Annotated in this window: 22 protein-coding genes; 16 read left to right on the top strand and 6 right to left on the bottom strand. The window is 63.6% G+C overall.

The window, feature by feature from the left end; genetic code table 11:
• Positions 1 to 379: 379 nt before the first annotated feature.
• The 3 genes from panS to fumC all read left to right on the top strand — a co-directional run bounded on the left by panS (position 380) and on the right by fumC (position 4,604).
• Positions 380 to 1,339, top strand: a complete 960-nt coding sequence (panS, locus tag PQR53_RS16230; RefSeq protein ID WP_179733478.1) for a ketopantoate/pantoate/pantothenate transporter PanS — start codon at positions 380 to 382, stop codon at positions 1,337 to 1,339.
• A gap of 275 nt (positions 1,340 to 1,614) precedes the next feature.
• Complete coding sequence (locus PQR53_RS16225) at positions 1,615 to 3,186, top strand: phospholipase D family protein (RefSeq protein ID WP_408455642.1); 1,572 nt, start codon at positions 1,615 to 1,617, stop codon at positions 3,184 to 3,186.
• A 17-nt stretch (positions 3,187 to 3,203) separates the two neighbouring features.
• Complete coding sequence (gene fumC / locus PQR53_RS16220; RefSeq protein WP_408455535.1) at positions 3,204 to 4,604, top strand: class II fumarate hydratase; 1,401 nt, start codon at positions 3,204 to 3,206, stop codon at positions 4,602 to 4,604.
• A gap of 110 nt (positions 4,605 to 4,714) precedes the next feature.
• Here fumC and PQR53_RS16215 read toward each other — a convergent pair whose 3' ends face one another.
• From PQR53_RS16215 to PQR53_RS16200, 4 genes are all read right to left on the bottom strand, one after another.
• Positions 4,715 to 5,221, bottom strand: coding sequence for an acyl-CoA thioesterase (locus PQR53_RS16215; RefSeq protein WP_179733481.1), 507 nt, complete (start codon positions 5,219 to 5,221; stop codon positions 4,715 to 4,717).
• Positions 5,222 to 5,407: 186 nt separating this feature from the next.
• The gene (locus tag PQR53_RS16210) at positions 5,408 to 6,592 is read right to left on the bottom strand and encodes a GlxA family transcriptional regulator (protein WP_408455532.1); all 1,185 of its coding nucleotides are present in this window, start codon (positions 6,590 to 6,592) and stop codon (positions 5,408 to 5,410) included.
• Positions 6,592 to 7,896 carry an MFS transporter gene (locus PQR53_RS16205; RefSeq protein ID WP_408455530.1) on the bottom strand — a complete coding sequence of 435 codons (1,305 nt, stop codon included), beginning with the start codon at positions 7,894 to 7,896 and terminating at the stop codon, positions 6,592 to 6,594. The genes PQR53_RS16210 and PQR53_RS16205 overlap by 1 nt, the downstream gene beginning before the upstream one ends.
• Before the next feature lie 270 nt (positions 7,897 to 8,166).
• The gene (locus tag PQR53_RS16200) at positions 8,167 to 8,310 is read right to left on the bottom strand and encodes a hypothetical protein (RefSeq protein ID WP_408455527.1); all 144 of its coding nucleotides are present in this window, start codon (positions 8,308 to 8,310) and stop codon (positions 8,167 to 8,169) included.
• A 232-nt stretch (positions 8,311 to 8,542) separates the two neighbouring features.
• Between PQR53_RS16200 and PQR53_RS16195 the strand changes: the two genes are divergently transcribed.
• The 4 genes from PQR53_RS16195 (at position 8,543) to PQR53_RS16180 (ending at position 13,533) form a co-directional block, all read left to right on the top strand.
• Positions 8,543 to 9,256, top strand: coding sequence for an ArsR/SmtB family transcription factor (locus tag PQR53_RS16195; protein WP_408455524.1), 714 nt, complete (start codon positions 8,543 to 8,545; stop codon positions 9,254 to 9,256).
• A 194-nt stretch (positions 9,257 to 9,450) separates the two neighbouring features.
• On the top strand, positions 9,451 to 11,961 hold the full coding sequence (locus PQR53_RS16190; RefSeq protein ID WP_408455522.1) for a DUF6600 domain-containing protein: 2,511 nt from the start codon (positions 9,451 to 9,453) through the stop codon (positions 11,959 to 11,961).
• Between the two features lie 523 nt (positions 11,962 to 12,484).
• Positions 12,485 to 12,946, top strand: a complete 462-nt coding sequence (locus PQR53_RS16185) for a mobile mystery protein A (protein ID WP_408455519.1) — start codon at positions 12,485 to 12,487, stop codon at positions 12,944 to 12,946.
• A complete protein-coding gene (locus tag PQR53_RS16180) occupies positions 12,937 to 13,533 on the top strand; it encodes a mobile mystery protein B (protein WP_408455516.1) in 597 nt (198 codons plus the stop codon). Before PQR53_RS16185 ends, PQR53_RS16180 begins: the two co-directional genes overlap by 10 nt.
• A gap of 310 nt (positions 13,534 to 13,843) precedes the next feature.
• Here PQR53_RS16180 and PQR53_RS16175 read toward each other — a convergent pair whose 3' ends face one another.
• Both PQR53_RS16175 and PQR53_RS16170 read right to left on the bottom strand, forming a co-directional pair.
• Positions 13,844 to 14,815, bottom strand: coding sequence for a thymidylate synthase (locus PQR53_RS16175; RefSeq protein WP_408455513.1), 972 nt, complete (start codon positions 14,813 to 14,815; stop codon positions 13,844 to 13,846).
• A 277-nt stretch (positions 14,816 to 15,092) separates the two neighbouring features.
• Positions 15,093 to 16,487 (bottom strand): sigma-54 dependent transcriptional regulator, encoded by a 1,395-nt coding sequence (locus PQR53_RS16170; RefSeq protein ID WP_408423329.1) that lies wholly within the window; start codon positions 16,485 to 16,487, stop codon positions 15,093 to 15,095.
• 536 nt (positions 16,488 to 17,023) lie between these two features.
• Between PQR53_RS16170 and PQR53_RS16165 the strand changes: the two genes are divergently transcribed.
• The 9 genes from PQR53_RS16165 to PQR53_RS16125 all read left to right on the top strand — a co-directional run bounded on the left by PQR53_RS16165 (position 17,024) and on the right by PQR53_RS16125 (position 25,705).
• Complete coding sequence (locus PQR53_RS16165; protein ID WP_408455510.1) at positions 17,024 to 17,530, top strand: hypothetical protein; 507 nt, start codon at positions 17,024 to 17,026, stop codon at positions 17,528 to 17,530.
• Between the two features lie 82 nt (positions 17,531 to 17,612).
• Positions 17,613 to 18,140: a FapA family amyloid fibril periplasmic chaperone gene (locus PQR53_RS16160; RefSeq protein ID WP_408455508.1), complete on the top strand. Its 528-nt coding sequence runs from the start codon at positions 17,613 to 17,615 to the stop codon at positions 18,138 to 18,140.
• Entirely contained in the window at positions 18,137 to 18,763 is a 627-nt protein-coding gene (locus PQR53_RS16155) for a FapB/FapC family functional amyloid domain-containing protein (RefSeq protein WP_408455505.1), read from the top strand. The genes PQR53_RS16160 and PQR53_RS16155 overlap by 4 nt, the downstream gene beginning before the upstream one ends.
• Positions 18,764 to 18,789: 26 nt before the next feature.
• A complete protein-coding gene (locus PQR53_RS16150) occupies positions 18,790 to 20,181 on the top strand; it encodes a FapB/FapC family functional amyloid domain-containing protein (RefSeq protein WP_408455502.1) in 1,392 nt (463 codons plus the stop codon).
• 104 nt (positions 20,182 to 20,285) lie between these two features.
• Positions 20,286 to 20,999, top strand: coding sequence for a C39 family peptidase (locus PQR53_RS16145; RefSeq protein WP_408455499.1), 714 nt, complete (start codon positions 20,286 to 20,288; stop codon positions 20,997 to 20,999).
• 7 nt (positions 21,000 to 21,006) lie between these two features.
• Positions 21,007 to 21,819 carry a peptidase C39 gene (locus tag PQR53_RS16140; RefSeq protein WP_408455497.1) on the top strand — a complete coding sequence of 271 codons (813 nt, stop codon included), beginning with the start codon at positions 21,007 to 21,009 and terminating at the stop codon, positions 21,817 to 21,819.
• A gap of 113 nt (positions 21,820 to 21,932) precedes the next feature.
• Positions 21,933 to 23,381 (top strand): hypothetical protein, encoded by a 1,449-nt coding sequence (locus tag PQR53_RS16135; RefSeq protein WP_408455495.1) that lies wholly within the window; start codon positions 21,933 to 21,935, stop codon positions 23,379 to 23,381.
• A 95-nt stretch (positions 23,382 to 23,476) separates the two neighbouring features.
• The gene (locus PQR53_RS16130) at positions 23,477 to 25,048 is read left to right on the top strand and encodes a sigma-54 dependent transcriptional regulator (RefSeq protein WP_408455493.1); all 1,572 of its coding nucleotides are present in this window, start codon (positions 23,477 to 23,479) and stop codon (positions 25,046 to 25,048) included.
• Positions 25,049 to 25,204: 156 nt separating this feature from the next.
• Positions 25,205 to 25,705, top strand: a complete 501-nt coding sequence (locus tag PQR53_RS16125) for a dihydrofolate reductase (RefSeq protein ID WP_408455490.1) — start codon at positions 25,205 to 25,207, stop codon at positions 25,703 to 25,705.
• Positions 25,706 to 25,833: the final 128 nt, after the last annotated feature.

Below are 25,833 nucleotides of genomic sequence, written 5' to 3'. Positions count from 1 at the left end.
TTGACACTCCTCTGAAAGGGTTTCAACCCGCGCACTGCGCGGGTTTCTTTTTTGTGCGGCCGCTCTCGTGAGCGGTTGGATCCGCCGGCCGCGCTCTCGATCTTGCCAGGCCGTCTCGTTGCACATGCAACCAACGTTTCCCGGCAAACGCGCCACGAACGGTAAAATGCGCGCTTTGGCAAAATCGCGCGCACCCGCGCGACGCCGCCTGGCGCACCTCACGAAGGCATGCTCCACCCGACGGCCCGACGGCCCGACACCCGCCGCCAAGGCCTGCCGCTCCTCGCGAGTGGCGCCCCGAGCATGCACCGCACTTCGCGGCATGCCGTTCGACCGACCTCGATTTCTCGCCATAAAACATAACCAAGGACCGCCCGTCATGCTTGCCCGCGTCACCCGTTTATTTCCGCTCTGGGCCGTGCTCATTTCGATTGCCGCGTACTTCTCGCCTGCCTCGTTTGCCGGCATTGCGCCGCACGTCACCCTGCTTCTGACAACCATCATGCTGGCGATGGGCGTCACCCTTTCGGTGGCCGATTTTCAGCGCGTCTTCACGCGCCCCGCGCCGGTGATTGCCGGCATCGTGCTGCATTATCTGGTGATGCCGCTCGCCGCCTGGGTCATCGCCAAGGCCCTGCGCATGCCGCCGGATCTGACCGCCGGCATGGTGCTGGTGGGCAGCGTGGCTAGCGGCACGGCGTCGAACGTCATGATCTATCTGGCGCGCGGCGACGTTGCGTTGTCGGTGACGATCAGCGCGCTGTCGACGCTGGTCGGCGTGTTCGCGACGCCGCTGCTCACGCGTCTGTATGTGGATGCATCGATTGCCGTCGACGTGCACGGCATGCTGATGAGCATCCTGCAGATCGTCGCGCTGCCGATCGTGATCGGTGTCGTCGTCAACCAACTGTTCAACAAGGCTGTGCGCAAGGTCGAACCGATCCTGCCGCTAATCTCGATGGTGGCGATTCTGTTGATCATCGGCGCGGTGGTGGGCGGCACGCAGAAGAACATCGCGTCGGTCGGTCTCGTGGTGATGCTGGGCGTGGTGCTGCACAACGGCATCGGTTTGCTCGGCGGCTATTGGGGCGGCCGTTTGCTCGGTTTCGACGAAGCCGTCTGCCGCACACTCGCCATCGAAGTGGGCATGCAGAACTCAGGGCTCGCCGCGACACTCGGCAAGCTGTATTTCACGCCGATCGCGGCGTTGCCTGGGGCGTTGTTTTCGGTGTGGCATAACCTGTCCGGCTCGCTGCTCGCGGGGTATTGGGCGGGACGCCCCGCGAAAGGGTCCACGCATCCGGATGGCGCACGCGCGTTGAATGCCGAACGCGGGTAACACCGCTGGCGAGCGCCGAGTCACCACGCTCGCCGCCCTCGTCACCGTCACAGGGAAGAACGAAAGCTCTGCGGCGTGATTCCCCTTAGAATGCATTTCTCGACAGCGTGGGCAAGCCCCACGCGCTGCCGTCATGAGAAGCGTGCAAACCAGGGGGAAACAGCGTGTCGTGGCATCAGGAACACAATCAGAATCAGACCGCACAGCGCCGCGAGCGTGCGTTCAGCGCACCCCGGAAGACGTCTCCCTTGCAGACGACGAGACATTTCTTCCTGATGTGCTGCGCAACGGCATTTTTGACCGCCTGCGCCACCAAACCGCCCGCCACCGCGTTCGACCGTCCGGTCACCCACGCACTCCCCGCCACCGAAACGACCCCGCTTCACACAGCCCTTGCGCCGCTCGAAGCCACGCATCCGAACCAGTCCGGCTTCCGCGTTCTGTCGAGCGGCACCGACGCTTTGCAGATGCGCATTGCACTCGCGCGCGCCGCGACGAAAACCCTCGACATGCAGTACTACATCGCCAACGAGGACACCACCGGTAAGCTGCTGCTGGGCGCCGCGCTCTACGCGGCCGACCACGGGGTCCGTGTGCGCATGCTGGTCGACGATCTGAACTTCAAGGATATTGACCAGATAATGGCGGGTCTGAACTCGCACGACAACATCGAGATCCGTGTCTTCAATCCGTTCGGCAGCGCGCAAGAAGGCATGTTCGAGCGCACCACCAACGTGTTCACGCAGATCGGCCATTTCACGCGCCGCATGCACAACAAGTCGATGATCACCGACAACCAGTTGGCGATCGTCGGCGGCCGCAATCTCGGCGACGAATATTTCAGCGCCAGTGAAACGCTGCAGTTCCGCGACCTCGACGTGCTGGCCGCCGGTCCGGTCGTCGCCGATGTCTCCGCGAGTTTCGACGACTACTGGAACAGCAGCATCGCCTATCCGCTGCGGGTGCTGAACAAACAGAAGTTCGATGCGAAAGTGCTCGACCAGACACGCGACGATTTACGCCAGCACTGGCGCGCCAACGCCGATCCGTACAACGCGAAACCGTTGAACGCGACACCGCTCGCCTCGCAGATTGCCCAGGATCAACTCGGCCTGACGTGGGCGCCGGCCGAATTCAAAGCGGACCTGCCGGAGAAAATCGTGCATCCGTCGCCGGATTACGTCAGTCCGCCGATGCAGCGATTGGTCGAACTGATGCGCGAGGCGCAGAAGGATTTTCTGATCATTTCGCCTTACTTCGTGCCGCACGAGGCCGGCGTCAAAGCAGCCGGCGAACTGACGCATCGGGGCGTGCGCATCGCCGTGCTGACCAACTCGCTTGCCGCAACCGACGCGGTGGCCGTGCAAGCCGGCTATAGCCCCTTCCGCGTGCCGCTTCTGCAACAGGGCGTGGAGTTGTATGAATTCAAACCGCAGCAGAATACGCCGCGCGCCGGTCTCACCGGATCCCGCTCGCGCGCCAGCCTGCACGCAAAGACCTATGTAATCGACCGCAAGATTCTGGTGATCGGCTCGATGAATCTCGATCCGCGCTCGGCCAATCTGAATACCGAGCAGACGCTGGTCATCCATAGCGCGCCGCTCGCCGAACAGGTCGCGCAGATCTTCGAACATGCGATCGCGCCCGAAGCGAGCTACCGCGTCACGCTCGCGGACCCGGCGCAACTCGCCTATCTACGCTCGATCGGCGCGCCGCTCTCGCCGCTCGTGTGGACCGATGTCGAAGACGGCGCGCGCCGCACCTATATTTTCGATCCACAGGCGGGTTTTTACCGGAACGCGCTAACGGGTCTATTCTCCTTACTACCTGTCAACGCAGAACTTTGAAAAAGCGGAGTTGAACCATGGCTGAAGACGTACGAATGGAGCGCGACACGTTCGGTGAAATCGCCGTACCGAACGCTCGTCTATGGGGCGCGCAGACCCAGCGCTCGCTGCAGAATTTCCGTATTTCGTCCGAGAAGCAATCGCCCGAACTGATCACCGCGCTGGCCGTCATCAAGCGCGCGGCCGCCGAGGTCAATCTGGGTCTCGGCGTGCTCGACGAGAGCAAGGCAAAGGCGATCATGCAGGCGGCCGACGAGATCATCGACGGCCAGCACCCAGAGGAATTTCCGCTCGCGGTCTGGCAAACCGGCTCCGGCACGCAGACCAACATGAACCTCAACGAGGTGATCGCGAATCGCGCGAGCGAGCTGCTCGGCGGCGAGCGCGGCGAAGCGCGCAAAGTGCATCCGAACGACGACGTGAACCGCGGTCAGTCTTCGAACGACGTGTTTCCGACGGCGATGCACGTGGCCGCGGCCTATGCAATCGTCAAGCATCTGCTGCCCGCGCTGAAGACGCTGCGCGATACGCTCGACGGCAAGGCGAAAGCCTTCGCCGGCATCGTCAAGATCGGCCGCACGCACCTGCAGGATGCCACGCCGCTCACGCTCGGCCAGGAGTTTTCAGGCTACGTCGCGCAGCTCGATCACGGCATTCGTCATGTGGAATCGGCGCTGCCGCATCTGTACGAACTCGCGCAGGGCGGCACGGCCGTCGGCACCGGTTTGAATGCGCATCCGCAGTTCGCCGGCAAGGTTGCCGCGGCAATCGGTAAGCTGACCGGCTTGCCGTTCGTCTCGGCGCCGAACAAATTCGAAGTGATGGCCGCAGCCGACGCGCTGGTGTTCGCGCACGGCGCATTGAAGACCGTGGCGGCGAGTCTGAACAAGATCGCCAACGACGTCCGCTGGCTCGCGAGCGGCCCGCGTTGCGGCCTGGGCGAACTGTCGATTCCGGAAAACGAACCGGGCAGCTCGATCATGCCGGGCAAGGTCAATCCGACCCAGTCCGAAGCCTTGACGATGCTGTGCGCGCAAGTGTTCGGCAACGACGTCGCGGTGAATATCGGCGGCGCGAGCGGCAACTTCGAGTTGAACGTGTTCCGGCCGATGATTGCGCACAACGTCCTGCAATCGGTCCGTTTGCTCGCCGACGGCGCGCACAGTTTCAACGACAACTGCGCGGTGGGCATCGAGCCGAATCACGCGCGCATCGATACCTTGCTCAACGAATCGCTGATGCTGGTGACGGCGCTCAACCCGCACATCGGCTACGACAAGGCCGCGCAGATCGCGAAGAAAGCGCACAAGGAAGGCACCACGCTGAAGGCGTCGGCGCTGGCGCTCGGCTATGTCACCGAGCAGCAGTTCGATGAATGGGTGCAGCCGAAGGATATGGTCGGGCATTCGGCCGCTTGATCGACCTTGATCGATCGCTGGGTCGACTGGGTAGGCAGCTGCCCAATATGATTTGAGAGTCAGACAGCAGGCCGCGCGATGGCAATCATCGCGTGGCCTGCAAGCGCCGCTTAAACCTTCCCCTGCGCCACTTCTTCCGGTTTCAGCTCGACGATTGCATCGAGTGCTTCCTTCACATCCATTGCGTATTTGGCGAGGCGCTTCTGCTCCTCCGTTTCCGGCACGAACGCCGGCACCGGAACCGGATGGCCGTTCTCGTTGACGGCGACCATCACGACGAGGCAGTCCGTGGTTTGCAGCAACTCGCCGCCTTTCGGGTCGCCCGCCTGCACAGACACGTGAATATGCATGCTGGTACGGCCCGTCGCCACGATCCGCGCGCGCAGTTCAACCAGGTTGCCGACCAGGATTGGCCGGCGAAAGCGAATATTGCCCACGCTGACCGTCACGCAATAGCGGCCCGACCATACCGCCGAACACGCGTACGCCGTCTCGTCGATCCACTTCATCAACGCGCCGCCGTGCACCTTGCCGCCGAAGTTGACCGAGATCGGTTCGGCAAGAAAGCGAAAAGTGGTTTCGGAACGGTCCAGTGGCGCTAAGGCAGGGGTGCTCATCTTGACTCCGGTCAATCGGATGCATTTAAAGGAGGCGATTATACGAGCGCAATATTGACTCCGTCGCGGGTCGGGTGGGGTTATCTTGCCGGATTGCGGTCTGGATGGGCTTCGGGCTTTCGTCGAGCTTTCGGTTGGCGGCGTGGCGGGTCGCCATCGCCCCTCGCGGGGCACGCCGGCTCGCCCTCAGCTCACCTCCGCGGCCGCGGAAGCCCCCGCGCGATGTGGCTCAACCGCGGACTCGAAACGCTCGCGATACTCGAGCGGCAACACCCCGAAGCGCCGCACAAAGGCACGTCGCAAATTCTGCTCGCTGCCGAAGCCGCAGTCGAGCGCAATCCGCTTAAGCGGCCGGCGCGTCTCCGCTAGCCCCTGCGCCGCCGCCTCCAGTCTCAATGCCGACACGGTTTTGGCCGGCGTGCGGCCCACTTCGTCGACGTAGCGCCGCGCGAACGTCCGCGGACTCATCCGCGCGCGCTCGGCGAGCCGCTCGACCGACAGGTCGTCGCGCAAATGGACCGCCATCCAGCTATGCAGTGCCTCGAACGGTCCGCCCGCCGAGGCTTGCGCGGCCAGTGCCGCACTGAATTGGGACTGTCCGCCGGGCCGCTTCATGAACACGACCAGTCGCCGCGCCGCCTGCATCGCGACCGTGTGGCCGACATCTTCTTCGATCAACGCCAGCGCCAGGTCGATGCCCGCCGTTACACCTGCTGAAGTCCACACCACGCCCTCGCCGTCGCCCTCGCCGTGACCGATGTCGCGGATGAAGATCGGATCGGCGTCGACCCGCACGTTGGGAAAGCGGCGCGCGAGATGCGGCGCGTCCTGCCAATGGGTGGTCGCGCGGCGGCCGTCGAGCAGGCCCGCGGCCGCCAGATAGAAGGCGCCCGTGCAGACCGAGCAGATCCGCCGCACCTGCGGCGCGCGGCGCCTGATCCATGCGACGAGTTCCGGCTGCAGTGTGCAGTGTTCGTCGATCGGGACGCCGGGGACGATCAGCGTGTCGATCGGCTGGCCGTCGAGCGAATCGAGTCGTTCGGTGAGAACCGGCAGACCTGGGTAGGTTTGTAACACGCCGCCTTCGATCGACGCGACGGTCGTGCGATAGGCGATTGGATTGGGGGAGCTGCCGGTTGAGGCGCTTGAGGCGCTTGAGGCGCCTGATCCGTTTGATCCGCTTGATCCGCCCTGCTCCTCGGCTCGATCAACACCGACCGATCCCCCCGCAGGGACAAAAGCAACGGCGCCGCCAATCGCAGCTGCTGCCGCCACAGTCAATTCGGCACGCCAGAACGCCTCGAGTGGCCCGCACGCATCGAGCAACACCAGATCAGGAGCGACCGCGAAAACAATATGACGCGCAACCATCAGGAGACCCTTCCGGCAGCTTGCCGCTTGTTCGACCACGCATACCCAAGCGTGGCCAACGCCGCCATCCCAAGCAGCGGAAAAATCGCGGCATTGATCGTCGCCCAGCCGAAGCGCGCAAGCAATTGCCCGGCGAACAGCGAGCCCAGCGCGGAGAACGCAAAGGTCGTGAATTCGCTGGTCGCCTGAGTCTTGGCCCGCTCGGACGGCCGGTACGATTGCGCGAGCAGCGTCGAGCCACCGACAAACATGAAATTCCAGCCGACACCCAGGCACGCGAGCGCCGCATAGAAGTGCGGCAGATCGGTCGAGCGCAGCGCCAGCACACCGCACAGCGCCGACAGCACGATTCCCGCGCCGATCACCCGCAGCACGCCGAAGCTCCTGATCAGCCGCGCGGAAAACAGCGACGGCGCGAACATGCCGACCAGATGCCATTGAATGATCGACGCGCCGTCGCCGATCGTGTGGCCGCACGCGAGCGCGGCAATCGGTGTCGCGGTCATCACGAACATCATGACGGCATAGCCGAGCGCATTGTTGGCGAGCGCGGCGGCAAAGATCGGCTGACGCACAATCTGACCGAGCGGTCTGGCCGGCTCGTGAGTCGCAGCCGCGCTCACGGGCGGCGCGGCGTCGCGATACAGCAGCGCCAGCATGGCAATCGATACGAGCCCGAAGCCGGTGACCAGCGCATACGAGCCGGCAAACGCGACCGGCGCGAGCCAGTCCTTACTCCATGCGGCGAGAAGCGGGCCGCAAACGGCCGCCACCACGCCACCGGCGAGCACCGTCGAAATCGCTCGGCTTTTGCCTTCGATTCCGACAGCATCCGCGGCTGCCAGCCGGTAGTACTGTGCGAACGCCTGAAACACACCGACCGTCGCCGTGCCGGCACAGAACGCCCAAAAACTGTGATGAAAGATCGCCCAGACTGAAACGGCCCCACCCAGCGCGCCGACGCCCGCGCCAAGCACAAAGCCCGCGCGCCGGCCGACGCGCGCCATCAGGAACGACGCGAAGATCGTGGTCAGCGCGGCGGCGACGGTGATCAGCGAGAACGGCAAGGTGGCGAGCGCTTTATCGTCGGCGAGCGTATAGCCGACCAGCCCGGTCAAGGTCAGATCGATCGAGACGGATGAGGTGTAGAGCGCCTGGCAAACCGCCAGCACGCGCGCGGCGCGGCGGCCGTGAGGATCGGAATGGCCGGAGCCGGTTTGGCTCGCGGCCGGAGAAGATGCAGCGGGGGACGCTGCGGCGGGAGCGGTGGACGAAACGGTGCAGGTTGCGGCGGACGGCGGCATCGGTAGGCCTCGGAGGGCAGGGTGGCAATGCCCTGATCGTCACACGGTCGATGGTGGCAGGAATGCCAATGATGCATCAATTTCAGCCAGCCGCAACACTCACCCGCCGAAACCCGATCGCATCGGCTTTTGAGCCTGCATTTGGCCGCCCGTTCTGGCCTGTTTTGGGCCTGCTTTGGGGCCTGCTTAAGACTTGTTTCGGGCCTGTTTGCGATCTGTTTCGGGCCTGCCTGGGACCTCTTTTAGGTCCGCTCTGAGCCTGCCTGAGGCTTACTTACGAACCGAAATACCTTCGTCGATCGTGCCGTACATCGTGATGCTGCCCGTGCCCGCACCTGAGTTCGAACCGGAACCACTCTGCGCGCATGCACTTAGCAGCAGAACCGCGGCCGCGGCGGCAAGAAGAAGTTTCATGAAGCGTGTTCCACAAAGACAGAGTTCGATTCTAGCCTGGCGGCCCTTCGTGACTCCAAAGCGGCGGCGCACGACAAAGGCACGGCAGTCCAGCAGCCCCCACCCACTCTCGCCCCAGGTTTTCGTAGCCAGCGCATTCGATAATTCACGCTAAGCTGAAACATCGAATACGACAGCCAGATACAGTGGACTGCATGGCGCCCTACGCGCGCCGCCAACCGGAGACGCCCTGATGCCCGCCAACCTCGCAGACGAACAAAACCACTTCCCTGGCTTGAGCCGTATCGGCGCGCTGCTCTCCGACCCCGGCCGCGCCGCGATGCTTTGGGCGCTGATGGACGGCAGCGCTCGCCCCGCCGGTGAACTGACGATGATCGCCGGGCTCTCGCCGTCGGCGGCCAGCGCTCATCTGGCGCGTCTGACCGACGGCGGCTTGCTCGCGCTCGAAGTGCGCGGCCGGCATCGCTATTTCCGGATCGCGTCGCCGGATATCGCCGCCTCCATCGAAGCGCTAGCCAACGTCGCGCAGGTCAGCGCGCCCCAACGAACCGTGCCGCGACCCGTGCGCACCGTGCCGATGGACATGCGCTACGCCCGCACCTGCTACGACCATATGGCAGGCGAATTGTCGGTGCGGGTGTTCGAGCGGCTGGTCAGCAGCGGCCTGCTGACGCTGCATGGCTCGTCGCTCGAAGCCACGGCCGAAGGCACCGTGCGCTTCGCCGAATGGGGCATCGACATGTCCGCCCAGAAGAGCCGCCGACGCCGCTTCGCCTGCACCTGTCCCGACTGGAGTGAACGGCGTCCGCACCTGGGTGGCGCGCTCGGCGCGGCGCTGCTCGAATCCTGGTCGAAACACGGCTGGGTCGAGCATACCGAGCGCCCGCGAATCTTGCGCATCACACCATCGGGCCACCGCCATTTCGACGGGCTCCTCGCCGCTTGAGCCTTCGCTTGAGCCTTCTTAACTGATCGACGCGATTACAGCATTGGCGCAATCAGCTTACGAAAAGCCTTATCGAGACCTTTTGTTACACGGTCGCGAGAGAGCCTTACAAAAGTGGGGGCCTTGAAACAAACCGCGCGGGTACAGTGAGTTCCACGGATGCGGCAAAACGCTGCGTCCGTCGGAGATAAATCATGAAAACAGTGACCCCACCCCAACATTCGAAACGCCGGCTCACTGGCAACACGCTGATCGCCGCCGCGGCCTTCATGCTTGCGGCACAAGCCACTTTCGCGCAGGAAGCCGAACAGGCGCCACCGGCCGTTGCCGCACAGAACACCGAGAACTCCCAGAACACCGACCCGCCAGGGCGCATTGCGCGTCTGAACTACACGGCCGGCACCGTCACCACCGAACCCGCCGGCGCTACCGACTGGTCGTACGCACAGATCAATCGCCCGCTCACGACCGGCGATCAGTTGTGGAACGATCAGAACGCGCGCTCCGAACTGCATATCGGCTCGACTGCGGTGCGTCTGGGACAGTCCACCAGTCTCGACCTGCTGAATCTCGACGACAACAGCGCGCAACTCAAGGTCGCGCAGGGTACGTTGTCGGCGCGCGTGCGCGAACTGGCGCCCGGCTCCACCTACGAAATCGACACACCGAATCTGGCGCTCGGCCTGAACGGACCCGGCGACTATCGCGTCGACGTCGCGCCGGACGGCAGCAGCACCACGGTCACCGTGCGCAGCGGCAGCGTGACCGTCTACGGCGACAGCGGCCAGGTACCGGTCGCCGCCGGCCAGCAGGTCCGCTTCGCCGGCACCAACTTGCAGCAAGTCGCCGACAACGGCGCACCCGGCCTCGACGGCTTCGATCAATGGGGGGCGAGCCGCGACGCAACGGAAGACCGTTCGGTGTCGGCACGCTATGTGTCACGCGACATCCCCGGCTACGAAGATCTCGACGCCAACGGCACGTGGCGCAGCAGCCCGCAATACGGTGAAGTGTGGGTGCCGCGCGCCACGCCCGCCGGCTGGGCGCCTTATCACGACGGCCACTGGGTATGGCAGGCGCCGTGGGGCTGGACCTGGGTCGACGATGCGCCGTGGGGCTTCGCGCCCTACCACTACGGCCGCTGGGCCCAGGTCGACGACACGTGGGCATGGGTGCCGGGACCGGTCGCGGTCGACGAACCGCCTGTCTACGCCCCGGCGCTGGTCGCTTTCGTGGGCGGCGATGGCGGCGGCGGGGCTGACTGGGGAGTCAGCCTGGCGATTGGCGGCGCGGTCGCGGCCGGCGTCGCGTGGTTCCCGCTGGGCCCGGGCGAGCGGTGGCATCCGAACTGGGGCGGTCACGATCACTGGAGCCCGGGTTACTACAACCGCGTCAACAACTACAACCGCAACGTGACGAATGTGACCAACATTCACAACACGTACATCAACTATCGTGTGCCGGGCGGCGTGACCGCGGTGCCGGCAACGGCCTTCGTGCACGGTCAACCGGTCGGCCGCTTCGCACAGAAGGTCGATCCGCAGCAGTGGCGCAACGCGCGGATCAATCCGGGCGGTCCGGTGATCGCGCCGGTAAAGGAAAGCTTCGGGCCCGGCCAGCGCAACGCGAACTACCGTCCGCCGGCCAGCGTGATGTCGCGTTCGGTTGTCGCCACCCACAGTCCTGCCGTGCCGGCCGCGTACCACGACAGTCTCGCGCAACGCTTTGCGCAGAGCGGCGGACGGGTGCCGGGCGCAGGCGCGCCGATCGTGCGGACCTCGGTGCCTGCTCGCATGGCGGGCGGCCCGGGGGTAATGCCGGTGCAGAACGTGCGGGTCGTCCAGTCGCATCTGGCCGGGCGGACGCCGGGCGCCGCGCCGGGTGCGCCTGGTGCGCCTGGTGCGCCTGGTGCGTCTGGTAGGCCGAACGGCATGCAACAGGCGGGGCAGCGGCCGGGCGAAACGCCAGTCAACGGTCAACCGCAACGTGGCGGCACGCTACAAGCACGACCGGGGATACCCCCGCAAATCGCCAACGCACGCCCGCAACCCGGCGAGGCAGCTCGTCCGTCGAATGGCGTGCCGCATCCGCCGCAAGCTGACGGCGCGAATCCGAACGCTTATACGCAACAGCGCGGCGCGCCGGCGCAAGCGGGTCAGCAACCGGGCATGGAAGGTCGGCACGAGCCCGCATGGACGCAGCCGCACACGCCGATGGCCCAACAGGCACAGCAACGCGGTGCCCCGCAGGACCAGGGGCGCCAGCCGGGGGCTCGTTCTGGGCCGCAGCAACAGGCTCAGCGTCAACCGGAAGCGCAGGCTCAGCGTCCGCCTGAAGTACGCGCACCGTCGCAGGCGCCCCGGCCGCAGCCGATGCAGCAGGCGCAGCAGCAGCGTCAGGAATATCATCCGCAGCAGTCGCAGCAGTCGCAGCAGTCGCAGCAGCAGGCAGAGCAGCCGCGTCCTGAGTTGCGTCCGCAACAGGTTCAGCAGGCTCGCCCTGAGCCGCAGCAGGTACAGCAGCCTCGGCCTGAGCCACGTCCCCAACAGGGACAACAGCCCCGCCCTGAACCGCGGCCGCAGCAGGTGCAACAGCCGCGCCCTCAACCGCAACATGTGGAACAGCCACGTCCCCAGCCGCAACCACAGCACGCCGAACAGCATTCAGGCGGCGGCAACAATCGTGACGAGCATCACAAAGGCTGAGGGCTTACGTACGCAGCGAAACGCGCTGACAAACTGGCCGGAGGGCGGCAAGAAAAAAACCCCCGCGACTCGCATCGCTACCCGTCCCACAAAGGTGTTGGTTTTTGAGCTTAATTAACGCTGAGACCCGCGTCCCAAAGGGGATTGCGGGTCTTTTTCTTCGGCTGAAATACAAAGCTACGGCCAGGTGCTACATGCGCAAAGGGTCAATGTTCGGCCGTCCTTTTATCAGACCGGGCGACCGACGTTGGATGCAAAGTGCCTCGCAACCGCTGGCTTGCAGTTCAGCAAATCAGAGACGTTTGCTTCCGCAAAAGGAAACAAACGCGTGAAATTTGATGCCGTATGGTGAAGCATATCGGTATTTGGTGCTTCATTATGATGAAGCAGTTTATTCTATTATGCGTCACTATGACGACGCGATACACGTTTATTTGCTTCTCTATAATGAAGCATTATATTGATAATCGCTTCACTATGGGCTATCATTTGTTGCATTTTTGATAGCCCATAGGCCAGCAAAATGGATTCCAGAATGAGGCAGCTCCGGCTTGAGCAGGTCCAGGCGTCGGTCGCAGCGTACTCGGATTTGACCAACCGTCGGCCCCCGCCGCGTGGATGGTTGAAGGCCATCCGAGAATCGTTAGGGCTCACGGAGCGACAGCAAGCCGACAGATTGGGCATTACCGGTTCGACCCTGCACAAATCGGAGTTGGCAGAAGCTGAGGAGCGCATCACGCTCGGACAACTGCGCAAGTTGGCTGACGGGCTGGACTGCGAGCTGGTCTATGCTCTGGTGCCCAGAAAGCCACTGACTCAAGTGGTCGAAGACCGCGCGCGCTCAATCGCCCTGCAGGAAGTGAGTGGAGTTGCGCACACCATGAGTCTGGAAGACCAACGTCCGGCAACCGACCGACTTCGCAAACAGGTTGAGCAGAGAACGGCCGAACTACTCCGGGGCCGCTGGTCCGACCTATGGCGATAGATTTAGACGAACAGGACGGCCAGACACCGCTCGACCCCGACGAGCTTGCAGGGCTGATACCGACGCACCTGACCACCAAGGGCGACCTGAATGAGTGGGAGCAGGAGAACATCCTGCAAGCCGTGCAATGGGCTCGCCGTCAACGCAAGGTCGATGTCCTCGGTGAAGAGTTCTGTCGCAACCTTCACAAGAAAATGTTCGACCAGACCTGGTCGTGGGCAGGCACGTTCCGCAAGTCCGACAAGAACATCGGATGTGACTGGACGCAGGTCAGCGTCAAACTGAGGAACCTTTTCGGTAACACGCGGTGGTGGGTCGACAACGGCACATTCCCGCCCGATGAGATTGCCGCACGATTTCACCGCGAGCTGGTGTGGATTCATCCCTTTCCGAACGGCAATGGTCGACACTCACGAATGATGGCGGATGCGCTCTTGCGCAGCATGAAACAAGAGCCGTTTTCGTGGGGCGGCGGCGGGACATTGGTTAAAGCGGATAACGCCCGGTCGCATTACTTAAGCGCCTTGCGTGCGGCGGATAAAAGTGACTACAGTTTGCTCTTGCTCTTCGTGCGAAGTACTGCTTAGTCGTCGCCCGGACAAGAAGGACGTCAAGCCATATGTGACAGGCCAAAGAGCTTTGCGCTGTTGCGCGTGCAGCCCTGCACGACCGTTCTTTCGTCGACGCCGCGCAGCTCCGCAATCGCGAACGCAGCAGCGCTCGACGCCGCTTGGCCAAGGTTCGTATGGGCTTTCAATGCCCGTAAAAAAGCGAGCCTCCGAAGAGGCTCGCAGTAATCACTAAGCCTGCCCGTTTACCAGCACCTTTGTGGTACGGGTAAACGCACATCGCGGGGGTGTTTCTTTGAGCAGCTGCGAATCGACGCTCAGACCGTGTTCAGACCGCCATCGGCGCCGTGAGCGGCTCATGGTGCCGGTAGCCGACCAGCGAAAAGTCCGACGGCTCGATTTTCTCGAGCCATTCCGGCTCATACACGCCGGTTTTCACATAGTCCGGAACCCGGTCCGAGATCGCGAAGGCGGGGCTTTCGTACGGCTCGCGCGTGAGCTGTTGCTGCAGCATATCGAGCTGGTTCTCGTAGATGTGCGCGTCGCCGATGAAGTAAGTAAACCACCGCGGTGTATAACCCGTTAGCCGGCCGACCAGATGCAGCAACGCCGCGCCTTCAGTCAGATTGAACGGCGTGCCGAGGCCGACGTCGTTGCTGCGAATGTACAGACACAGCGAAATTTCACGCCGCGCGACGTTCGGCAGGAACTGATAAAGCAGGTGGCAAGCCGGCAGCGCGATCTGGTCCAGCACGGCGGGGTTCCAGGCATGAAACAGAATCCGCCGGTCGGCGGGATTCTGCATGATCGTGTCGAGACACTGCCGCAACTGGTCGATCGCCTTGTACAGCAGCACCTTGGCGCTGCCGTCTTCCTCGAACTCCGTCACCACCTGGAAGCCGCGCGCGATGGCGTCGGCCAGTTGCGCGCTTGCGCCGGCGTCCAGCACCTTGTAGGCCGGCCACTGGCGCCACTGCACACCGTATACGTCGCCGAGATCGTCCGGGCCCTCGCGATACGGATTGGCGAGCCACTGCGGATTCTGATTGGCGTTCGCGTCCCACACCTTGCAGCCGAGGTCGCGGAAATCCGCGGCGCTGCGCGAGGCGCGCAGAAACCCGACCAGTTCGCCCACCGCCGATTTGAACGCCAGCTTTTTGGTGGTGACCGCGGGAAAGCCCTGCTGAAGGTCGAAGCGCAACATGGCGCCCGGCATGCTGATGGTGCGGATGCCGGTGCGGTTCTCCTGCCACGTGCCGGTGTCGAGAATCGCGCGGACGAGGTCGAGGTATTGTTTCATGCGGGTTCCTTCGACGAAGCGTGCCCCTGGATCAGGCGCAGGCGCCACGGAGATTGAGCGGAAAACCCGATTTTAACAAGCGAAGCCGGACGGCGCCCGGCCCGGGCGCGCGGAGGAGAAAATATTGAAGATCGAGCCGCTCAGGACCCGGCCCGCGCTGGCCGTGCCATCAATGCCGTGAAGCGTCCATGGCAGGCCCACCGGCAGTTGCTGCCGGCCTTTTCGGGCTCACTAAATTTTGTGGCCCGCTAAAGTCGGTCAGGTCGGCAAATGCAGCCTACAGATGCGGCACTGAGGCCGGCAAGTCGCCGTGCGGCGTGGCCAGCGGTTCGCCTTCCATATGGCGCATGCCGTGCGAACACAACAGACGGTATAGCGTCACGCGCGAAATACCGAGTTCCTGCGCGGCGTCGCCGAGACGGCCGCGGTGACGTAGAAGCGCAAGTTCGATTGCCTGACGTTCGGCCGCTTCGCGCGCCTGCGCGAGCGACACCGGCACGATCTCCACGTATTCGGCCAATTCGAGATCGCGTGCCGTAATCGCGCGGCCCTCCGACATCACGATGGCGCGCCGCACGCGATTGATCAACTCGCGCACGTTGCCCGGCCAGCCGTAGTTATGCAGCGCCGCGATCGCGTCGGGCGCGAAACCGCGCAGACGGCGGCTTGCATCTTTCTTGAAACGCTCCAGCATATGCCGCGCGAGCAATTCGATATCCTTACCACGCGCTCGCAGCGGCGGTTCGTCGATTTGCAGCACGCACAGGCGGTGATACAAGTCGGAGCGGAATCGCCCTTCGATCATCGCGGACGTCATATCCACGTGAGTTGCCGAGATGATGCGCACGTCGACGTCGATTGAACCATGCCCGCCCAGCCGCTCCACCTTACGTTCCTGCAGGAAGCGCAGCAGGCTCGCCTGGCTTTCGAGCGGCAGATCGCCGATTTCGTCGAGAAACAGCGTGCCGCCGTTGGCCGCTTCCACGCGGCCGATCTTGCGCTGATTGGCGCCGGTGAACGCACCGCGCTCGTAGCCAAATAGTTCGGATTGCAGCAAATGCGGCGGAATCGCGCCGCAGTTGATCGGCACGAAAGGCGCATTGCGGCGCGCCGAGCGTTCGTGGATCGCCACCGCGGTCAATTCCTTGCCCGTGCCCGATTCGCCCGAGATAAACACTGGCGCGTCGGTCATCGCCACTTTGCGGATGGAACGGAACAGCGCGAGCATGGCGTCGCACGAGCCGACCATTTCGCCTTCGGCGCCTTGCGATCCGTCGTTCGATGCCGGCTCGCCCAGCGAGATCATGCCGTATGCATGACCGACCGAATCGACGATCCTGTCACCCGAGTAAGGCACCGTAACATAGTCGAAACAATAGTCCCGCACCAGCCGGCGCAAGGCGGCGTCCTGCAATTGTCCGGGCATGGTGGCCGCGACCCAACCCACGTTTGGCATGGTCAGGCAGGACTCGAAGGCGGCGATTTCGTGCGGCTGAAAATCGCTAGACAGATCGAGCAGGCCGCCCGCCGCCATTCCGGCGCGAACCGCCCGGCGCACGTCGCGCGCCGACCCCACGACTTCGACATGCCAGCCGCGCTGATGAAACCGAGTATTCAATTCCGCGCTCGGATCGCGTGAAACGTAAATCAGTTGCCGCGTTGCGGGTTCCATTATTCAGATCCTCTCGTCAACGAACGTTAAGGATGACGCACGCACCTGAACCGGAGTTCAGACACGCTGACTCGTTCGGGATTCGCGAAATAGCAAAAACCGAACGGCCATTCCATTCCGTGCGGACAGCTGATCCCCAAGAAAGCGGCGTGTGTGTTTGAGACGGCCCGTTAGCGGGCTTTTTTAAATCTGAAGCTGTTTTCGAGAGCTTACTATACGCGCGCCACTAGGAAAACAATTATGCGAATTTAATCGGGGACCCCTTTCCCAGCAAGGCCTGGCAGGCGATCAATACTTATTCACCTTATGAATAAAACGATTGTGGAAGCGCTTTTCCTAGCGTTCACCCCAAGGTAGTTCATACCGTCAGATTTAACGAATTATAGGTATTTTCTGCCGTCCGTTTCAGCGCTGAAACATTTTTGTCCGATTTCTCCGTGCTTACTCCGAGGTCTGCAGGTCGCCGCCAGATACATCAATGGATTGCGACTCATGGCACATGTTTCGCTAAATGCCATGCACCAAGGAGACACATCATGCGACTCGTTTTCCGCATCGACCTGAGCAGCATTGCCTCTTGCGCCGCGCTCTGCGCCGCCGCAGTGGCTTTAATCGTGCTGCCCGCCGGCGTCAATGCACAGGAATCCGCATTGCCGCAATCCGCCACGCTGGCCGAAACCGCCGATGCCGGCTCCGCCACCCTCGCGAACACGACGCTCGCAGTGGTGGCCCCGCCGGACACGTCGGCTGCCGCAGCGACCACGACCACTGAAATCCGTCAGCTCGCCGGCAACGTACTGCGCATCCCGGCCGACGCTGCATCCGTGAACGATATTTCGCTCGACGACCAGATGCTGTCGCGGCAACGCGGCGGCGCGATCGGCATGTTGATGGTGGCCGCGACGCCGCAGCTGATGCGCGGCAACGGCGGCGGCAGCAGCGTGACGCTGTGGGACGAGATCGCCCCGCCCTCGCCGATGCCGATTCCGGTCGACGCCGCGCGCGCTGCACAGGGCAACGTCGCCAATTACCAAAGAAAGTAGCCCGAACAAATTAGTGATGCAAATCGGCGGCTGTGGCGTACCGAACACACCACACGCGAACAAGACGAGAGCAAGGACCGACATGACTACTTCCATCCGGACGCCCGGCGCACACAGGCCGCTGGCGGCGTCGCCCAACGTGTTGCCCGCGGCCCTGGCAAGCCTCGTCGCCCTGCTCACCGCATCTTTCACCGTCGACGCCATCGCGCAACAGAGCGTCAATCCGGGCGACATCGTTGTCGAGCGCACGGTCACCCCGCGCGATGCCTTCGTGCCGGTGCCGCGCAGCGAAGACCCGGTCGCGGTGCGCGCCACCACCTTCCCGGCCAATAGCTTCAATCCGGCCGTCGCCCAATTGGTCGGCGATACCGATCTGACGAATGCGCACGGCTCGAGTGGTGTGGCGCAAGGCGGCGTGCTCGGCGGCACCGGCATGCAGGCGGTCACGCAGATCCTGAGCGGCAAGGCGACCGGCAACAACGTCGCGCTGAACGCCGGCGGCATCGGCATGCCGGGCCCGGGTATCGGCGGAACCATCACGTCGTCGGTGACGGGCTCGCTGGCGCCGCTCTCGAATGCGCTCTCCGGTGCGCTCGGAGGTCTGAAATGAGCGCGCTCAAAGTCCGTTCACTGCATGCGGCGCTGTGCGTCTGCCTGAGCGGCGCGGCCCTCGTGACGAGCCATGCCCACGCCCAGGCGGTGCCGACGGTCGGCGCCGACGCCACGATCGGCAAGGGCGCGGGCGCCGGCGTCACCGGCGCGTTCACGGTCAATGAGACGGCCGGCATCAATAACGCGCAGCTCAATCAGGTCACGGTGTCGAACGGCGGCATGGTCGGCAACGACAACGCCAGCGTGCAGAGCGCCTCGGTGGCCGCGAGGGTCACGAATGCGCGGGCCTCGATCGAAGCCAATGCTTTTTCGAATACATCCGGCGCGGTGCTGGTGAACCAGTCCGCCGGAGCAGGGAATCTGCAGCGCAACAGCACTCAGTTAGGTACTGCTGCACTCGGAGTCGAGACCGTCTCGGATGGGGAGCTATCCGCGACGGCCCCGAAAAACGGCGGTCTGGGTCAATCAGTCGGGGTTCATAACGTACGCGAAGCAAACATCTCCAGCGATGCCTTCAAGAACGTCAGCGGGATCGTCCAGATCAACCAGACAGCCGGCGCCGGTAATGCCACGGCAAACAGTTTTGTGCTCCGTCCCCCGGCGGGCACTTTTTTTAACTGACCAAACTTAAAGTATCGGAGCGAATCATGAAGCGCACTCTTATTGCTGCAGCCGTCCTCGTCGCCGCATCCAGCAGCGCATTCGCCGCGCCGCAAAAGGCCTATCTATTCAATGCCACGCTGATCGGTGAAGCGATCGGCGTCGAGGGTCTGGTCGGCCTGTACGGTTGCGTGCACGTGTCCAGCACGGCTGGCGCCGTCGTCAACAATAATCAATCGGTCACAGTGAATGCGACGCTCAACCCGCAAGCGCAGAGCTACATGACTGGCCGGGTGACGACGAGCGTCAACAACACTTCGGCGTCGATCGTGGGCAGCGGCTCGGCCTCCGTGGGATTCTCGCAAAGCCATGCGTCGTCGGCATCCGGCTCACAAGGCTACCAGGCATCGACCGGCTACGCGTACGGCAATCAAAGCAGCGCGGTGACGGGCGGCGGCTATCAAACCAGCCAGCAGGCAGCCGGCATTGCAGGCGGCTTCACCCACACCAGCCAGAACGCGGGCGGCCATATCGCAGCCGGCGGCTCGATCGGCGGCAGCTATAACTATCAGGGCTTCAACACCCCGTTCTTCGGTGAAGGCTCGGCCCATGCAAGCGGCGGACTCCACGCCGGTTATAACGAATCGAGCTACGCCAACACGTCGGGTCTCGCCGGCGGCTTCGAAGCAACAGAAGCATCCGGACAAGGCAAGGCGTGGGGCTACAACGCCAACCAGGGATCGGGCTACGCGGCGGTCGGCGAGCAATCGTCCGGCTACGCGAACAGCAAGTCGTCGTCATCGGACGGCTATGCCGCAGCCTTTAGCGTCAACGCCAACCTGGCCACGACGGACGTAACGACCACGGGTTCGGTGACGCAGCACACCAACACGCAAGTGGCGGGCACGCTGACGGCGACCACGGGCGCCAATGCAGCTAACGGCGTGTCGGGCAACCTCGGCATCAACATCGCCGAAGGCATCAGCAACGCCCAGAGCAACGACACCTCGCTCGCTTCAGTCGACATCGGCAACGTGTTCGGCAATGCGCAGATCTTCAACGCGCAATCGTCGGGCGGCACCGCTCATATCAACAATTTCAATCTGAATGCGTCGATCGGGGATGGCTCGCTGTCGGGCGTGACGGGCAATGTCGGGGTGAACGTCGCGTCGGGTATCGGCAACGTGCAGAACAACAGCCTCGCCGGTGCAGTCACGACGACGAAGCCGGCCAACGCGCTGACGACGGCCATGGTCGCCACGGATGACAACTCGCAAACCGCCGGCATGACGGTCACGGGTCAATTCCAGGGCACCGCGATGCTGGGTGCGAATTCGCTGGCTAATGCATCCGGCAACATCGGCGTGAATATCGCCGGCGGCGCGGGCAACCTGCAACACAACGGCCTGGCAATCGCCGCGCTCAACAGCGGCAAATAAGGCGGCACTCAGGCGCCAGCCAGATAGAAGAAGCCTGAAAGCAGAGGGAGGCGCGCGCCGGCAGCCATCGAAGCGGCCGGCGCGTGGATAAGCGGGAGACCAGCATGTCCGGGTTCAAGGGGTTCCCGGCGCTACAGTTCGCTGTAGCGCTGACCGGTTGCACTTTGTGCGTCAGCAACAGCTACGCACAGGCGAGCATCGACACGTCCACTTTCGTGGGCGTTCCGTTGACCAAGACGGTGCGCTCGATGCGCGACATCCGGTACAACCACATCGTCAACCAGCAGTTCGATTACAGCTGCGGTGCGGCGGCGCTAGCGACCCTCCTCAAATACGGCTACGGCATCGACATTCCGGAGACCGAACTGATCCGCCGGATGATGGTTTTCTCGACGCCCGAAGTCGTCGTCAAAAATGGCTTCTCGATGCTCGACATGAAGAAGTTCGTCGAGACCATCGGTTTGCGCGGCCGCGGCTTCCGGGTCAACGCCGACGCGCTCCAACACTTGCAAATTCCCGTGATGGTTCTGATGAACATCGACGGGTACGAGCATTTCGTGATCGTCAAGCATGCCCAGGATGGGCGCGTCTTCATTGCGGATCCGGCGCTCGGCAATCGCATCGTGCTCGAAGAGGACTTCGCCAGAACCTGGAACGGCCTGGTGTTCGCGGTCCTCGGCAAACCCTTCAGGGAGGATTCACCGCTGTTGCAGGACAACGAGTCGCTCGCGCTCAAGCTTCGCGCCAGCGCGCTGGCCAACGGCACAGCGGCGACTCCCTTTGTCGAATACGGCTTGATCAAGGCAGACCTGTTCTGACCCAATCATGAAGCGCCACCTTTCCCAGCTAGGCCTCGCAATCTGCACCACGCTGTGCGGCCTGAGCAGCAGCGCCTATGCATCACAAGGCGCCGGCTCGCCGCCGGTGCCCGAATTTCTCGCCGCTCACGACATCGACTCCGGCACCATCAAGGTGCAGATGGTGGACGACGATGTTCTCGCCAGCCAGACCGGCAAATATGCCGGCGCCACGATGATTTCCGGCTTCGTTCTGAACGTCATTTCGCAATGGCAATTGCCCAACGGCGTGACCGCCCTCGCGCAAGGCACGCTCGCTGCCGCGCAGAACGCAGCCGGACAGGTCAGCAGCAGCGTCAACACGTTTGCGAGCGTGACGGGCGGCGGCCCCGGCAGTTCCGGCGCCAACTCGGGGGCCAACCCCAACGCGCAGGCAAACGGCGGACAGCGCATTTCGGTCAACGGCGTTTCACAAGTCACGCAAGTGGCAGGCGACCGCAACGCCGGCTCCAATTCCGCGCTGATTGATTTCAATGGTAATGCCGTGACGCTGGCGGGCACCGCCAATGCCCCGTCAGCAGCGGCCAGCAATTCGACCGGTTCGATCAAAGCCGGCATCTCGTTCGGCAGCAACGGTATCAACGTGGCGCTGCAGACTCCGGCCGGGCTCGCTACCCAGACCATCACGCCAGGCAACGGGCAAATCGCCCAGTTGCTGCAGATTGCAGGCAATAACCAGCAAGTCGCCAACGCATTGCAATTACATCTGCAGACCCAGCAGATGTCGGCGGCAATGATTCGTCAGCTCGGCGTACTACAAGCTCTGCAAAACAGGAAATGAAGGAGAGGACCCTGCGGGCCGCCACCCGCGCAAAGCAGCACATGCAGTACTGATACAGCGGCACGTCGCCGGGAGACAGGGGGCGCGCCGCCGGAACACCGGGGGAACACAAAATGAATAATTCTTCATCGACAAAGGTGCCGCGCATGGCACTCGCGGCCATTCCAGCGGCCGTGATGCTGTTCGCACTTTCGCAAGCGGCGGGCGCGCAGGCGCTCGCCGGACAATCCGTCGAGGACCGTCTCAATACATTGATGCGGGTGGTCGACGAGCAGCAGCGGCAAATTCACTCACTCGAGCGGCAGGTCACCAATCTGGAAATGGCGCAACGCGGCCGCGGCATGCCGGGCTACGGTGCGCCGGCAGGCAGTGAAGCCGTGGCCGAACAGCCCGGCGCCGATGGCCTGCCGGTACCGCTGCCGCCGCTCGCCCAGATCAATCCCGGCGCACCCGCGCCGGGCGGCAACACGGGCACGGCGACCGGCGTGCCGGTCAACCCGCCGCCGCCCGAAAGCGGCAATGCGAGCAACACCGCCGGCGGTTTGCCGGCCGCCACCGACGGCAGCGGCGCGATCGGCCAGACCCAGAAAGCCGCCGAGCCGGTGCGCACCCAGGCCGAAGAAGCTGTCGTGCAACGCGAACATGCGCCGCTCTTCGACCACAAGCTGACGCTGGACTGGGGCATCAGCGATACCTACTACGATCGCCGTCAATTGCAGTTGTCGGGCTTCCTCGCGCTCGACGCGATTTTCCTCGGCAACATCAACCTGGGCGAGACCAAGTCGCACCAGGTGATGGCCGATCTCGATACGCGCTACGGCCTGACCGACCGCATGAGTATCGATGTCGACGTGCCGTACATCTACCGGCACAGCAACTTCATCGTCGGCGGCGCGGGCGGTGCGGCGAGCACGTTGTCGGACGCGTCGGTGAACGGCAGCGATATCGGCGACGTCAACTTCGGGATCTACTACCAGTTCCTGAAAGAGACCAATAGTCTGCCCGACGTGGTCGGCAGTCTGCGCATCAAGGCGCCGACCGGTTCGTCGCCGTTCGGCGACAAGCTGATTCAGGTCGACAACGACAACACCAACCTCGTCGCGCCGAGCAAGCTGCCCACCGGGACCGGCTTCTGGAACATCACGGCCGGCGTCTCGCTGTTGAAGACGTATGACCCGGTGGTGCTGTTCGGCAGTCTTTCGTACACCTACAACATTGCGCGCTCGTTCGCCGATATTTCGTCGGTGCAGGGACAAACCCAGCCGGCGACAGTCAAGCTCGGCGACATCGTGCAATTCGGCGGCGGCGTGGCGCTGGCGTTCTCCGACAAGGATTCGGCAAGCATCTCGTACACGATGGCGCTCGAACCCGAATCGAAGACGCGTGCGCCAGGCGGCTCGTATGAAAAAGTGCCGGGCAGCGAAACCACGGCCGCGGCGCTGAATTTCGGCCTGAACCATGTGGTGAACAAGCATCTGACCATCAACGGCTCGGTCTCCGTCGGCTTGACGCCGGACGCGCCGAACTTCGTGGTCGGCGTGCGGTTTCCCTACACGTTTTGAGTGTTCCAAAACCTGACGCTTCGCGCCAGGCCCCCGAGCAGGCAAGCAAACTTGGGGCGTTTTATTAGACGTGTGCCAACGATACGAGGTCGAACGTGCGTGAATCACCTCATCTGACCAGTGTTGCTCCGGTGGCGGGAGCGGGATCGCATATGACGCGCGCGCTGCCCGCGGACCGCCCCGTCGAAGCCGTAACGAAATGCGCCGCGGTGGCGGCGGTGGTTTCGATCGGTGCGCCGGCCGCGGGCGCGAGCGGTGCGCCATCCGCCCATGCACGCGCCGCACGCATGCTGTTGTACGTCGCGCGCACGCCGGACGATACTCTCGTCGCGCATCTGCGAAGCCGCGGCTGGAACGTCGCGGTGGCGCGCTCGGCGCATGAACTCGGCAGACTCGCGAAGCCCGACGCGGGCTGCGCCGGCATCGTCGATCTGGCGAGCTTCCCGCCGCGCGATCTGGGTGGCCTCGAAGCGGGTTTGCGTCAGCAGCAAGTCGGCTGGATCGCGCTCGCCACCAACGAAAGACTCAACGATCCGCTAGTGCGGCGCCTTGTGCGCCATTACTGCTTCGACTACGTGAAGATGCCGGTGGCGAACGCGACGATCGACTATCTGGTCGGCCACGCCTTCGGTATGGTGACGCTGTGCGAGCCGGAACTCGCGGCGCCCGTGAACCAATCCGGCGATGAGGAAATGGTCGGCACCTGCGAGGCGATGCAGCAACTCTTTCGCACCATCCGCAAGGTGGCGAACACCGACGCGAGCGTGTTCATCTCCGGCGAGTCAGGCACCGGCAAGGAACTCACCGCGCTCGCGATTCACGAACGCTCGCCGCGCCGCAAGGCGCCGTTCATCGCGATCAATTGCGGGGCGATTCCGCATCATCTGTTGCAATCCGAACTATTCGGTTATGAGCGCGGCGCGTTCACCGGCGCGAATCAGCGCAAGATCGGCCGGGTCGAAGAAGCCGATGGCGGCACGCTGCTGCTCGACGAAATCGGCGATCTGCCCTTGGAAAGTCAGGCGAGCCTGCTGCGGTTTCTGCAGGAGGGCAAGATCGAACGCCTCGGCGGCCGCGAATCGATTCCGGTTGACGTACGGATCATTTCGGCTACCCACGTCGACCTTGAAGGCGCGATGCGCGAGGGACAGTTCCGTGCCGACCTGTTTCACCGCCTGTGCGTGCTGCGGGTGGACGAACCGCCGTTGCGGGCGCGCGGCAAGGATATCGAAATCCTCGCGCATCACATTCTGCATAAGTTCAAGACCGATAACGCGCGCAAGATCCGCGGCTTTACGCCGTCGGCGATCGAGGCACTGTATAACTACAACTGGCCCGGCAATGTGCGCGAGCTGATCAACCGCGTGCGCCGTGCGATCGTGATGGCGGAGAGCAAGCTGATTTCCGCCGATGACCTCGATCTCGCGCAGTTCACCGAGCAGCAGACGATGAGTCTGTCGCAGGCGCGCGAAGCCGCTGAGAAGCGCGCGATCGAAGCAGCGCTGCTGCGGCATCGGCACCGGCTGAACGAGGCGGCGGCGGATCTGAATATTTCGCGCGTGACGCTGTACCGGCTGATGGGTCAGCATGGGCTGCGGGAGTTGAGTGCGGCTGACGAGAAGGCGTCGGTTGGATCGTTTGCCGCCGACGAACCTTCGCATGAGTGACGGCGCGGCTCGCGCGGCAGCGGGTTGTGCCGCGCGGCGCGCTACGGCGCGGCCGCTCCGGTCAGCGCCCCGTCCTGCGGCCTCGCCGCCGGGCGTGCGGCGCGCGCTCGCAAGCCTCAGGTAGAATCATCCCGGTTACGTTCCCCTTTCCATTCGATGACGACGCTCACCCTGATCGTCGCTCGCGCCAATAACGGCGTGATCGGCCGCGACAACCAGTTGCCCTGGCGACTTCCCGAAGACCTCGCGTTCTTCAAGCGCACCACGATGGGCGCGCCCATCATCATGGGCCGCAAGACGCATGAATCGATCGGCCGGCCGTTGCCGGGACGCCGCAACATTGTCGTGACACGGGATGCCACGCGGCGCTTTCAGGGCTGCGACGCGGCCACCACCCTGCAGGACGCGCTGCAGCTCGCCGCCCAGGACCAGGCACCGGAGGCGTTTCTGATCGGCGGCGCGCAGCTGTACACGGAAGGTCTGCGTCAGGCAGACAAACTGATCATCACCGAGATTTCCGCCGACTTCGAAGGCGACGCCACGTTCCCCGAACTCGATGAAAACGAGTGGGAAGAAGTCGCGCACGAGACGCATCGCGCGGACGCGCCAAATGACTTCGACTATGCGTTCGTGACTTACAAGCGCAAGGCTAGTTGAGGTTTCGCGCTGCGCTTGAGGGCGCGGCGGTTTGGGCTTTGGCTTCGCGCTTCATGCCTCTGTCCAGAGCGTCGAACATTGGCAACCAGCCTATAACGCGCGCACCAGGAAAAACGCCACGCAACTGC

The organism is Paraburkholderia fungorum (assembly GCF_046027605.1).
Classification (GTDB): Bacteria; Pseudomonadota; Gammaproteobacteria; order Burkholderiales; family Burkholderiaceae; genus Paraburkholderia; species Paraburkholderia fungorum_F.
The sequence above is the reverse complement of the archived record's forward strand: the minus strand, read 5'-3'. Positions and strand labels throughout refer to the sequence as shown.